This window comes from Limnobaculum zhutongyuii (genome assembly GCF_004295645.1).
Lineage (GTDB): Bacteria > Pseudomonadota > Gammaproteobacteria > Enterobacterales > Enterobacteriaceae > Limnobaculum > Limnobaculum zhutongyuii.
Genome location: NZ_CP034752.1, coordinates 2545953 through 2558952 on the forward strand (window position 1 = coordinate 2545953; position 13000 = coordinate 2558952).

At 47.4% G+C, this 13000-nt stretch carries 12 protein-coding genes; 3 read left to right on the forward strand and 9 right to left on the reverse strand.

Annotation, left to right across the window (positions count from 1 at the left end):
* The first annotated feature begins 53 nt into the window (after positions 1–53).
* Entirely contained in the window at positions 54–1751 is a 1698-nt protein-coding gene (gene ybaL, locus EKN56_RS11385) for a YbaL family putative K(+) efflux transporter (RefSeq protein ID WP_130591887.1), read from the forward strand.
* A 72-nt stretch (positions 1752–1823) separates the two neighbouring features.
* Here ybaL and hemH read toward each other — a convergent pair whose 3' ends face one another.
* The 9 genes from hemH to EKN56_RS11430 form a co-directional block, all read right to left on the reverse strand.
* Positions 1824–2825, reverse strand: a complete 1002-nt coding sequence (gene hemH / locus EKN56_RS11390) for a ferrochelatase (protein WP_130591888.1) — start codon at positions 2823–2825, stop codon at positions 1824–1826.
* A gap of 115 nt (positions 2826–2940) precedes the next feature.
* Complete coding sequence (locus tag EKN56_RS11395; protein WP_130591889.1) at positions 2941–3168, reverse strand: hypothetical protein; 228 nt, start codon at positions 3166–3168, stop codon at positions 2941–2943.
* Between the two features lie 91 nt (positions 3169–3259).
* Positions 3260–3904 carry an adenylate kinase gene (adk, locus tag EKN56_RS11400; RefSeq protein WP_130591890.1) on the reverse strand — a complete coding sequence of 215 codons (645 nt, stop codon included), beginning with the start codon at positions 3902–3904 and terminating at the stop codon, positions 3260–3262.
* A gap of 266 nt (positions 3905–4170) precedes the next feature.
* Positions 4171–6048 (reverse strand): molecular chaperone HtpG, encoded by a 1878-nt coding sequence (gene htpG / locus EKN56_RS11405; RefSeq protein ID WP_168189708.1) that lies wholly within the window; start codon positions 6046–6048, stop codon positions 4171–4173.
* Between the two features lie 516 nt (positions 6049–6564).
* Complete coding sequence (gene recR, locus EKN56_RS11410; protein WP_130591892.1) at positions 6565–7170, reverse strand: recombination mediator RecR; 606 nt, start codon at positions 7168–7170, stop codon at positions 6565–6567.
* Positions 7170–7499 carry a YbaB/EbfC family nucleoid-associated protein gene (locus tag EKN56_RS11415; RefSeq protein ID WP_130593684.1) on the reverse strand — a complete coding sequence of 110 codons (330 nt, stop codon included), beginning with the start codon at positions 7497–7499 and terminating at the stop codon, positions 7170–7172. Before EKN56_RS11415 ends, recR begins: the two co-directional genes overlap by 1 nt.
* A gap of 66 nt (positions 7500–7565) precedes the next feature.
* On the reverse strand, positions 7566–9590 hold the full coding sequence (gene dnaX / locus EKN56_RS11420; RefSeq protein ID WP_130591893.1) for a DNA polymerase III subunit gamma/tau: 2025 nt from the start codon (positions 9588–9590) through the stop codon (positions 7566–7568).
* A gap of 76 nt (positions 9591–9666) precedes the next feature.
* The gene (gene apt / locus EKN56_RS11425; protein ID WP_130591894.1) at positions 9667–10218 is read right to left on the reverse strand and encodes an adenine phosphoribosyltransferase; all 552 of its coding nucleotides are present in this window, start codon (positions 10216–10218) and stop codon (positions 9667–9669) included.
* 153 nt (positions 10219–10371) lie between these two features.
* Complete coding sequence (locus EKN56_RS11430) at positions 10372–10752, reverse strand: DUF454 family protein (protein WP_130591895.1); 381 nt, start codon at positions 10750–10752, stop codon at positions 10372–10374.
* A gap of 215 nt (positions 10753–10967) precedes the next feature.
* Here EKN56_RS11430 and priC point away from each other — a divergent pair, with 215 nt between their 5' ends.
* Both priC and EKN56_RS11440 read left to right on the forward strand, forming a co-directional pair.
* The gene (gene priC, locus EKN56_RS11435) at positions 10968–11504 is read left to right on the forward strand and encodes a primosomal replication protein PriC (protein ID WP_130591896.1); all 537 of its coding nucleotides are present in this window, start codon (positions 10968–10970) and stop codon (positions 11502–11504) included.
* Positions 11505–11616: 112 nt separating this feature from the next.
* A complete protein-coding gene (locus EKN56_RS11440; protein ID WP_130591897.1) occupies positions 11617–12963 on the forward strand; it encodes a vWA domain-containing protein in 1347 nt (448 codons plus the stop codon).
* Positions 12964–13000 lie beyond the last annotated feature (37 nt).

Consider the following 13000-nt stretch of genomic DNA (forward strand, 5'->3'; position numbering starts at 1 on the left):
AATACCATAAAATTAAAACGTCCCCTTTTCCCCCACAACAAAAAGGAGCGTTGATGGATCATTCTACACCACTCATTACCACCATTGCCGGAGGCTTGGTACTGGCCTTTATTTTTGGCCTCATCGCCAATCGTCTGCGAATTTCCCCTCTGGTAGGGTATCTGATTGCAGGGATTGTCGCAGGTAAACACACTCCAGGATTTGTCGCTGATGAAGCCCTAGCCCATCAGTTAGCCGAAGTTGGCGTAATCCTGCTGATGTTTGGTGTAGGGTTGCACTTCTCGCTCAAAGACCTTCTTTCCGTTAAAAAGATCGCTATTCCCGGCGCTATTGTGCAAATAGCCGTTGCAACGCTACTGGGGATGGGCCTGGCTTATGGATTAGGCTGGGATCTGATGACCGGTATCGTATTTGGCCTCTGTCTGTCCACCGCCAGTACCGTGGTGCTGCTGCGAGCCCTTGAAGAGAGACAGCTGATTGAAAGCCAGCGGGGGAAAATAGCAATCGGCTGGCTGATTGTAGAAGATTTAGCCATGGTGCTGGCACTGGTGTTGTTACCCGCCATCACCGGCATTATGCAACAGGGACACAGTGACTTTACCAATCTGGCCATTTCTCTGGGCATAACCCTTGGTAAAGTGATTGCCTTTATTGTACTGATGGTTGTCGTCGGCCGTCGGGTGGTTCCGTGGTTACTGGCAAAAAGCGCGGCTACCGGCTCTAATGAGCTATTTACCCTTTCAGTTCTGGCTATCGCTATGGGAATCGCCTACGGCTCTGTACAGCTGTTTGGGGCCTCATTTGCGCTTGGCGCTTTCTTTGCGGGTATGGTGCTTAACGAATCCGAGCTGAGCCACCGGGCGGCGCAAAACACCCTGCCGTTACGCGATGCGTTCGCGGTACTGTTCTTCGTTTCCGTCGGTATGCTGTTTGAGCCAATGACGCTCATTGATCAGCCGTTAGCCGTACTGGGTACATTAGTGATTATCGTACTGGGCAAGTCTATTGCTGCTTTCCTGATTGTACGTATGTTTGGCCATTCAAAACGTACCGCGCTGACCATTTCTGCCAGTCTGGCACAAATTGGGGAATTTGCCTTTATTCTGGCAAGTATGGGGGTTGCGTTAGGGGTTCTGAACAAAGATGGTCAGAGTTTGATTCTGGCTGGTGCTATCCTTTCTATTCTGCTTAACCCACTGGTGTTTAACCTGATTGGGCAATATCTGGCTAAAACTGAAACCATTGAAGATCAAATTATTGAGGAAGTGGTGGAAGAAGAAGTGGCACAGGTTCCGGTGGATATGTGTAACCATGTAATTCTGGTTGGTTATGGTCGGGTTGGCAATATTCTTTGCGAACGTTTGCACGATCAGGATATCCCATTAGTGGTAGTTGAGAATTCACTTTCGCGGGTAGAGATTTTGCGGGAGCGGGATATCAGCACCGTACTGGGGAATGCCGGTAACCACGAGATTATGACTCTGGCGCGTCTGGACTGTGCCAGTTGTCTGCTGGTTACCACACCTAACGGTTATGAAGCCGGTGAGATTGTAGCCTATGCCCGCTCTCAACGCCCTGACCTGATGATTATTGCCCGAGCTCACTATGATGACGAAGTGGAATACATTTCAGAGCGCGGCGCAAACCATGTGATTATGGGCGAGCGTGAAATCGCGCAGGGCATGATTGATGAGTTGTATCAGGACAGAGAAAATAAAAAAGATACCATTATGGAAGGTTGTCCGATTTAATCTTCGGTAATCACTATCAGGCCAGTGACCTGCCGTTTGGCAAGCACTGGCCTTTATTTTATGCACAATTAACTATACGCGTTCAGTAACTAATGTCTCAAACAGATCGATATGCTCCACGCTATCATTCAGCGCAGGAATATAGTGATAACTCTCGCCCCCACTCTCCAGAAAGAAAGCCCTGTTCTGTTGCTCAATCTCTTCAATGGTTTCCAGGCAATCTGATGCAAAGCCCGGGCAAATCACCTGTATAGATTTAACGCCCTGTGAAGGCAATGAACGCATCGTTTCATCAGTATAGGGCTGCAACCAGACTTCACGACCAAAACGCGACTGGTAGGTCATTTTGTACTCTGAAGGCTCCAGCCCCAAAGCAGCAACAACACCACGGGTAGTGGCTTCACAGCGTTGAGGATAGTCATCACCTTCATCCACATAGCGTTGTGGTATGCCATGATAAGAAAACAGCAGCAAATCTGGTTTACCATAGCGCTCAAACGATGTCTGAATAGAACGCGCTAACGCCGCGATATATAACGGATGTTCCGCATAATCACGAATAAATGAGATTTCTGGCAAATCACGACGATTAGCCAGTTCGGCGGAAAGTGCATCCCAGGCAGCTGCGGTGGTTGAACAAGAGTATTGTGGATAGAGCGGTAACACCACCAAACGTTTGATATTCTGACTTTGTAACCGATCCAGTGCCTGCTTAACGGAAGGTGAACCATAAGTCATTGCCAGCTCTACCGGCACCTGCGGCAAACGAGCGGCTAATGCTCGCTGCTGGCGTAGGCTATAAACCAATAACGGAGAGCCTTCTTCCATCCATACTTCATGATAGAGTTTCGCCACTCTGGGTGCGCGACGCGGCAGAATTATTCCCTTCAGTATAAACGACCATATCAGAGGATTGAGGTCCACCACCCGGCGATCCTGTAAGAATTGGGTCAGATAACGTTTTACCGCAGCAGCAGTTGGGGCATCAGGCGTACCTAAATTCACCAGTAATATGCCAGTTTTAATCTGACTGAGCGGGGAATTAGCGCGACCGGTTATGAATTCTGATGACATAATTTCCTGGGATAATGATTAGCAGCGAATAGTTAAGATTATACTGGCTTGCTCAGCGGCTTGCCGCCCTATCTTGATTGATTATGACACCCATTGCGATAGTCTGAGGTTTAAACTACTCCACTAGAGCATCTGCCACCGCATCCTGCATTCCAGAATCACTGCCAACGCTCTCTTCCGGGGCGGAATTAACACAGGCAGCGGTACCATCATCTTCCTCGGCTGATACACAAGTTGACACGCCCGGAGAGGTGTTCACTGCCTCGGTTTCAGAACTGGTGCTGCATGCACTGGTTCCTGCCAGTAATGCGGCAATGATCAACAGGCGAACATATTGAGCCATTTCAGTTATCCTTAAATTATCTGACACACATTAAGTTTAATATACAACAAAGGCGACCTGAGTCGCCTTTGTTCTTCAAACTGTTCGGGAATTATCCCAAAATTTTAGCCAGCTCATCGCTAACTTCAGTGACTTTACGAGTACCGTCGATTTTGAAATAGCGCGTGTTGCCGCTTTTTGCTTCAGCACTGTAGTAGTTAATCAGTGGCTTAGTTAACGCATGGTATTCCACCAGACGTTTACGCACAGTATCTTCCTGATCGTCTTTACGGATAGTCAGTTCTTCACCGGTAACGTCATCTTTACCTTCAACCTTAGATGGATTGAATTTAATGTGATAAACACGGCCAGAAGCAGCATGTACACGACGGCCAACAATGCGTTCAACAATAATTTCATCCGGAACGTCGAATTCAAGCACGTAATCTACCTGAATATCCGCTTCCTTCATCGCATCTGCCTGTGGAATAGTGCGAGGGAACCCGTCAAGCAGGAAGCCATTTTTACAATCTGGCTGAGCGATACGCTCTTTTACCAAAGCGATAACCAGTTCATCAGTCACTAACTTACCGGCATCCATCAGTTCTTTTGCTTGCTTACCCAAATCAGATCCTGCTTTTACTGCTGCGCGCAGCATGTCGCCGGTGGAGATTTGCGGAATACCGTACTTCTCCATGATGAATTGAGCCTGAGTGCCTTTACCGGCGCCGGGAGCGCCAAGCAGAATGATACGCATTGCGTAAATCCCCTAGAATTTTAGCTTTTATATATAAATTATGGAAAACCAGCGAACATTATCACCCTACGTCATGATGCTCAAGAGGCAGATTGCGCAGAGATAAAGGCCCCAACAAACAAAAATACATATTAACCTACTGAAATAAATATACTATTTTCGAATTTTTTACCGGTTTTATTTCCAATATGGTTTTCAAATGAGTAAAAAATAACAGGCCGACATGGACTATCGGCCTGTTTCGTACCACTAACTTTCTGTCATCATTACTTCAACAGTAGTTGGTTCATTCGGCGGATAAAGCTGTTTGGATCGTCCAGACTGCCCTTCTCTGCCAATAATGCCTGATCTAACAGTAACTCAATCCACTCACCAAATGTTGCGTCATCAGTCACTTCTGATGCACGCTTAACCAAAGCATGGTCCGGATTCAGCTCAAAAATGTATTTCACTTCTGGCGCTTTCTGACCTGCTGCGGCAAACAGCTTAGCCATTTGGGTCGTCATTTCATCAGCATCCGTGGTGACCACGGCCGGCGTATCGGTTAAACGATGAGTCAGACGAACTTCTTTTACTCGATCCCCCAACAGGGTTTTGGTGCGATCAACAAAAGGTTCCAGTGCTTTTTCAGCCTCTTTCTGCTCTTCGGTTTCCGCATCTGCCAGCTTATCCAGCGCTTCATCGGCTTTGCTGACTGACTGGAAAGATTTACCATCAAACTCGGTCAGATAGCTCATCATCCACTCATCAATCCGGTCGGATAACAGTAAGACTTCAATACCTTTCTTACGGAACAGCTCCAGGTGCGGGCTGTTTTTCGCCGCTGCGTAGCTATCTGCGGTGATGTAGTAAATCTTCTCCTGACCTTCCTGCATACGACCAATGTAATCAGCCAGAGAGACGGTCTGAGCATCGCTATCACTATGAGTAGAAGCAAAGCGCAACAGGCTGGCAATAGTCTCTATATTAGTACCATCTTCTGCCGGACCTTCTTTTAACACCAGACCAAACTGTTGCCAAAACTGCTGATATTTATCCGCGTCATTCTTAGCCAGTTTCTCCAGCATTTGCAAAACACGTTTAGTACAGGCACTACGCAGGCTTTGAGTAATGCGGTTATCTTGCAGAATCTCACGGGAAACGTTTAACGGTAAGTCATTAGAGTCAATCAGACCACGCACAAAACGCAAATAGTTTGGCATAAACTGTTCAGCGTCATCCATGATGAATACGCGCTGTACGTACAGTTTCAGGCCGTGTTTATGGTCGCGATTCCATAAGTCCCACGGAGCCTGAGAAGGAATATACAGCAGGCTGGTATACTCTTGTTTACCTTCTACCCGATTGTGACTCCAGGCTAACGGATCGCTAAAGTCATGGGAAACATGCTTGTAGAACTCGTTATACTCTTCATCAGTCACTTCTGATTTATTGCGGGTCCACAGCGCCTGAGCTTTATTAATCTTCTCCCAACTAACAACCGGCTCTTCACCCTCTTTCTCTTCGGTAACCTGAATTTCTACCGGTAAAGCAATATGGTCTGAGTATTTACTGATAATGGAACGCACGCGCCAGTCATCCAGAAATTCATCTTCTCCTTCACGCAGGTGCAGTGTAATTTCGGTACCGCGATCGGCTTTGCTGATATCGGCAATGGTATATTCGCCTTCACCTGCTGATTCCCAGAAAACGCCCTGATCTTCCGCAGCGCCGGCGGCACGGGTACGAACCGTCACTTTATCGGCAACGATAAAAGCAGAATAGAAACCAACCCCAAACTGACCAATCAGTTGACTGTCTTTCGCCTGATCGCTCCCCATCGACTCCAGAAACGCTTTAGTTCCTGACTTAGCGATGGTCCCCAGGTTATCAATCACTTCATCCCGGGTCATGCCGATGCCGTTATCGCTCAGTGTCAGAGTACGCTTCTCTTTATCAACCGATACCCGTACGCAAAGTTCGCCATTTCCTTCATATAAATCTGAATTAGAAAGCGCACGAAAACGTAATTTATCTGCTGCATCGGAAGCATTCGATATCAACTCACGTAAAAAGATCTCTTTATTGGAATAGAGAGAGTGAATCATCAAATGTAATAACTGCTTAACTTCTGACTGAAACCCTCTGGTTTCCTGACTTTTCATGCTCATTACTTACCTCAATTACTTGATTTTACTCAGGCAGATTTCTACATGCCCTGGACTCTATGGGAATGGTTAACAGATGGGGATCATAGTGAGGTTTTTCAAGAGAATGATGAGATTATTGGTGAAAAAACATAATAACCGCGGCTAAAGTAACAACAACGAAGCTGCTTTTGTCCCTCCGCCTTTAATCTTTTGACCTTAGTCTTTTGATTTTAAGCTTTTGACCTTCAGGAGCACTGGAATTCAGCTGACGACTGAATGAGGGTAGCACGACTGACATGGATGTCAGTCGAGGCGCAGCGACGTAGGGAGCGGCTCTGCGCCGGTGCGTAAGCCCGAATGAAGAAGGAAGACAGTCGCCGTCAGGCGACCTGAATTCGTGTGCGAAGGTGCGGAGGTGCAGGAGGCGCTCGCCTAAGCGCCTCTTGCTCGGCCACCTGCACAAGCGTCAATTCAGTCACAGGACTAATGGTGGACGAAACTATCTCAGAGCTAAATTTACCAACACTAAATCTAAAACTTAATCTGCTGCCGCCCGGCCAAAGAGTGCGATAACGTGGTGCCATCCACCATCTCTAACTCACCACCCACCGGTACCCCGTGAGCAATACGGCTGGCCATTACCCCATACATACCGCACATTTCGGCGATAAAGTTAGCGGTCGCGTCCCCTTCCACCGTTGGGTTAGTCGCCAGAATCACTTCATTAATTTTTTCTGACGCCAGACGCTCTTCCAGACGATCTAAGCCAATATCATTTGGACCAATACCATCCAGCGGAGAAAGATGGCCCATCAACACAAAGTATCGACCGGCAAACTGACCGGTTTGCTCGATGGCATGGATATCTGCCGGACTTTCCACCACGCAGATTTGGCCGCTATTTTGACGGCGTTGATTACTGCAAATGGTACAGACTTCTTCTTCCGTAAAAGTACGACAGTCCCGGCAATGACCAATTTCAGACATGGCACGGGTCAGCGATTGCGCTAAACGCATACCGCCACTGCGATCACGCTGCAACAGTTGAAAAGCCATACGCTGAGCAGACTTAGGCCCTACGCCGGGTAAACAGCGCAGGGCTTCCATCAAAGATTCTAACAGTGGACTGGTTTGCATCAGAACGGCATCTTAAAGCCAGGGGGTAATTGCATACCGCCAGAAACCTGAGCCATTTTCTCTTTTTGCGTCTCTTCAACGCGACGAGCCGCATCGTTAAATGCTGCTGCGATCAGATCTTCTAACATCTCTTTGTCATCTTCCATCAGGCTTGGATCGATCTCTACGCGACGGCAGTTATGAGCACCGTTTACTGTGACTTTAACCATACCTGCACCAGACTCACCGGTGACTTCCATCTTTGCAATCTCTTCCTGCATCTGCTGCATTTTTTCCTGCATCTGCTGAGCTTGCTTCATTATATTGCCAAGGCCGCCTTTACCAAACATGGTCATCTCTCTCTTTGCTATGGGTAAAAATCAATCATCGTCGTTCGCTATGCTCACGACGATCGGTTATACGGGTCGAATACTGTCTTCATCCAGCTCGGCTTCAAAATAGCGGCACAGCGTCTGTATATGCTGATCTGCGGCTATTGATTCCCGAGCCTGAGTTAACTTTTCTTCATAAATAGCCTGACGCCATTCCAGCGGCGTTTTAACCGTCATATCTTCATCTTCAACAATAGTCAGCGTGACCGGATGTCCGGCTAACTGGCTGATAGCCTGAGCCAGCACCTGCTGAGCAGATTCCGAATTCAAATGACGCTGAGAAGGCCGCAAATGCAGACAGACCTCATTCTCAGACAGCTGTTGTTTGAAGGCGTTCAATGCCAGTTGTTGAACCAGTTTAGGCAATGGCATTTGATTTATCTCTGCCGCCCATGGATCTCTGGTTAATGACTCTTGCGCCAGCTTAGCCGAAAGTTCAGGTGTTTTCTCATGCTCCAGCGCTGAGCGTAGTGCTTTTGGTGTTGCTACTGGTTCATTAACCGCTTCAAAATCGTTTTGCGCTTTCCAGCGATAGCTATCTTTTTTGGTCGGAGCAGATGACGGTGCTTTATTACGGGCAACAGCACCCTTTTCGGTTGCCGAAGCGAGACGTTCCAGCACCGAAGATCCCGGCTTCACTTTTGATGGTGCCGCCGGTTCACCCTTTTTTGAGTCGGGGTTTCCCTGATTTCGCCGTAGTTGATTACGGGCCTGTAACATCTGTGCGGTAGTTTCTGATAAACCCGCCGAGATTTGTTCCTCTTGCGGATCCGGAACTGACGTTTGCGCTACAGGCGCAGTCGTTATTGCCGCAGCAGGTTCCGATGTAGCAGAAGAAGGCATATCACGGGAAGTATAAACAGGTACGCTCTGTGCTTCATGGCGCGGTTCATGAACGGGCGCAACCGGTCGGGAAACCGGCGAACTGGCATTTTGCGCTACCGCTTCTGGCGCTTTTATCACCACTTTAGGATGAAAAGCCAGTGCCCGTAATAGCGTCATTTCAACACCCATCCGCCGGTCTGGCGCATAGGCTAATTCTTTACGACCCACTAACAGGGTCTGATAGTAGAGTTGAAGATCTTGCGGAGCCATTTGCCGCGCTAATTCACGCATCCGCTGTTCATTTTGCTGCAACGGATCTAATGCAGAAGGCAATAACTGCACCATGGCTACCTGATGTAACAAGGCCAGCATATCCACCAGCAAGGTTTCCCAGTCAACGCCCTTAGCCGCAATCTGCGTCACCAGTGACATCAGCTTTTCACCATCGGCCTGATTTAATGCTTCAACCAGCGCCAGCGAATGCTCATCGTCCAGCGTACCCAACATCATGCTAACGGATTCAGTGGCAACCACGCCATCACCCATGGCTATCGCCTGATCTGTCAGACTGAGGGCATCACGCATACTGCCTTCCGCCGCCCGGGCCAGCAGTTGCAGTGCTCTGGGCTCGGACTGAATGTGTTCGGCCTGAAGAATTTTATCTAACTGACCTTTTATCTGCTCCACGTCCAGCGCTTTCAGATGAAACTGTAAGCAACGGGAGAGAATGGTGACCGGTAATTTTTGTGGGTCGGTCGTCGCCAGCAAGAATTTGACGTGCTCCGGTGGCTCTTCCAGCGTTTTCAGCAGTGCGTTAAAGCTGTGGCGGGAGAGCATATGGACTTCATCGATCAGGTAAACTTTGAAGCGGCCACGCGCCGGGGCGTACTGAACGTTATCCAGCAATTCACGAGTGTCTTCAACTTTCGTGCGAGAAGCGGCATCAATCTCTAACAGATCGACAAAGCGCCCTTCTTCGATTTCGCGGCAGTTACCACATTTGCCACAGGGCGTGGCGGTAATACCACTTTCGCAATTCAGACCTTTGGCCAACAGACGAGCTATCGAGGTTTTACCTACGCCACGGGTGCCAGAAAAAAGATAAGCATGATGGATTCGTCCTAAGGACAAACCATTAGAGATGGCGGTCAGAACATGTTCCTGACCGACAACATCTGCAAAACTTTGTGGACGCCACTTACGGGCCAGAACTTGATAGCTCATTGGTACCAGAAAAGTCGATTAAAATAGGTGAAACATCTTATCACAGCCGATGATTCGCGACGACGTTTGTTCTGGATTAATGACCGTCAAACGAGACAAGGCTATAACTTTCAACGTTCTGAGCGGCTAAACGTGCGCGGCCACCCAGCTCAGGTAATTCAATAACGAAAGCCGCATCGCTCACTTCGCCACCTAAACGACGGATAAGTTTTACCGTAGCGCTAATGGTGCCGCCGGTTGCCAGCAAATCGTCAATCATCAGGACTTTATCATTTGGCTGAATGCTGCTGGTATGAATTTCCAGCACGTCAGTGCCGTATTCTAACTCATAGGTTTCCTGCAGCGTTTCGCGAGGCAGTTTGCCCTTTTTACGTACCGGGACGAAACCAACACCTAACGCTAAAGCGACCGGAGCACCAAACAGAAAACCGCGGGCTTCGGTACCGACAATTTTAGTAATACCTTTATCTTTATAATGATCAACCATCATCTGAATGGTTGCGGCAAAAGCAGCCGGGTTTTCCAGTAACGTGGTGATGTCACGGAAAAGGATTCCTGCTTTTGGATAGTCAGGGATAGTCATAATGCTATCTTTGATCAGCGTTAGCTGCTGTTCTGTCGTCGTCATAAATATGTACCCGGTTAACTAACGGTTCTATTCCATAACGCCGGTGTCGGGGTCTATTTTTCCATCAATAAACGCGGGGGACAGCGGCGAAAAACGCTCAAATCTATGCAAAGCACGCAGGAAATGCAACTGGTAGTTGTCACAATAAAGGAATTAATCACTTTTTTGCTGTAATGGATCAATAACCGGCAACCTCAGCATAAATATTAGCAACACCAGTAAAATCGCCAGCAATAGCACTCGAACCCACAGTAATGAGACCAGCCATAATGACACAGCAAAAGTAATAACGATCATCAAAATCGCTTTACTCTTCGCCCCTGGTGGTAACCCGCGATACGTTTGCCAGTGGCGCAAATAAGGGCCAAACCATGAACGATACAATAACCAGTCATGAAAACGTGGGGACGAGCGGGCAAAACACCAGGCCGCCAACAGTAAAAACGGGGTGGTTGGCAAGACAGGTAAAATAACGCCAAGACAGGCTAACCCCATCGCCAGCCAGCCAAGGCAGAGAAGAAACCATCGATACATAATTCCACCCGTTATGAAAACCCTGAGGCTAGTCTAATCAAAAATAACCTTCACCCCAACGTAATGATAGTCATTCTCGCACATTCGGTGCAATTTCAACCAAGTTCTATATCCAATTTTTATTCAAACGCCCACTGATATAAGATGTCCGCACGTTTTTCGGCAAAGGCTATCGTCGGACCATTATTGCCACCTTACACCAATCAGGGATGCCTATGAACACCGGCGCTTTATTACAGGCTTTACAGCATCAGGTACAGCAACTGGCACAGGCCATTGCTGATGCCCCAGCCTCCGGCGTGATGCCTCCCCGCTTTGACCATCAATTATTTAACCAGCGTGACTCTCGCCTGAGTCACTATTTGACTGAAGTAGAAAAAAATCTGCAGCAGCTAAAACAAGAAGTGGATAAAAACCGTCTCGAGCAGGTGGCTTTTCTGGCTGAGCGAATCGTGGCACAGATCACCGCATTACAGCGTGAATTGGCAACCCTTAACCTACGCAAAAGTAATACCACAGCGGTAAAGACCAACAGCGATATTTACCAAACTCTGGCCCAGCATCAGGACTATGAACGACGCCTGCAAGAGATGCTGAGAGATAAAGAAAGCCAGCTTATTCTACAAACGACCCTAACGGCTCAACAGCAAATTCAAAAAGAGCTGGCGGCCCTGGAAGGCCGTCTGATGCGCTGTCGACAAGCCCTTAAACGAATTGAAAAGCAGATTGAACGCCGCGAATCAGGTTTGTAACTTCAGCCTCAAGTGATAGTTACATTTTGTTACATTCTTATGCATTAAACACACAACTCAAAAATTAATTCACCAATAATGACGGAACACCACCAATTACAGGAGTTATGTGATGAATATAAAGTATCTGTTTTCTGCCCTGGCCCTTTTATCTGGTTCAACCTTCGCTACATCAATCGCCGTAACCCCGGCACCTTATGTCATAACCAAAAGCGAGCTGTCTTCGCCAATTATTTTGGAAGGATCGCAAGAGCATAACTATCTGAAAGTTTCTCTGACGGGTACTAAACAAGACACCGATAAACGTACTCCCATCAATCTGGCATTAGTCATTGACCGTTCGACCTCGATGTCCGGTGACCGTATCGAAAAGGCGCGTGAAGCCGCGATACTGGCAATCAATATGCTGAAAGACGATGATATCATCTCGATTATTGCTTACGACAATGATGCCCATGTGGTTATCCCTGCGACCAAAGCCAATAACAAACAAAAGCTGATTAAAACCATCAATGACAAAATCACTCCGCAAGGTTGGACAGCACTGTTTGCCGGCGTCAGCAAAGGCATTAAAGAAGTTAATAAATTCCATAAAAAAGATCAGGTAAACCGCATTATTCTGCTGTCTGACGGTCAGGCTAACGTAGGGCCAAGCAGCACCAAAGAGCTGGCTGACTTAGGTATTGTGGCTGCAAAACAAAGCATCGCCGTTACCACCATTGGTTTAGGGGCCAGTTACAACGAAGACCTGATGACCGCGCTGGCCAGCTATAGCGATGGCAATCATGCTTTCGTTGAGAAATCAGCCGATCTGGAAGCAGCATTTGTGCGTGAATTTAAAGATGTCATGTCGGTTGTTGCTCAGGAAGTGACTGTCACCATCCGTCTGCAAGACGGCGTTAAACCAGTGCGTCTGTTGGGCCGTGAAGGCGATATTAAAGGCAATAACGTTACGGTAAAAATGAACCAGCTGTACTCTAATCAGGAAAAGTATGTCCTGTTAGAAGTTATTCCGCCTAAAGGCAAAGAGAATGAGAAAAAGCCATTAGCCGATGTAGTTATCAGCTACGACAACTTACAAACCAGCAAAAAAGATAATCTGGAAAACCGTATCGATATTGCTTACAGCAAATCAGAACAGGCAGTGAAACAGGCAGTACAGGAAGAGATCGTCGTTGATTCAGCAATTCAAAAAGCCAACCTTGAAAATGAGAAAGCGATTAAATTACTGGATGAAGGCAAAAAAGATGAAGCCAACCGAATTATTCAACAAAACGCCTCTACTTTAAATGCATTATCCGATTCTGTCAGCAGCCCGTCAGCCAAAGCTAAAGCTAGCGGCGGCGCGGTTGAGAATAAAAAGTTATACGAAGATTTAGATAGCAAGTCTGAAGCGGTTTCCCGTAAAAGCATGAAAGAAAGCACCTATAAGACACAAAAGCAGCAATCTAAAAACTAAGTAACATTTTTTTCACCGGAGATTAGGTAATCTAATC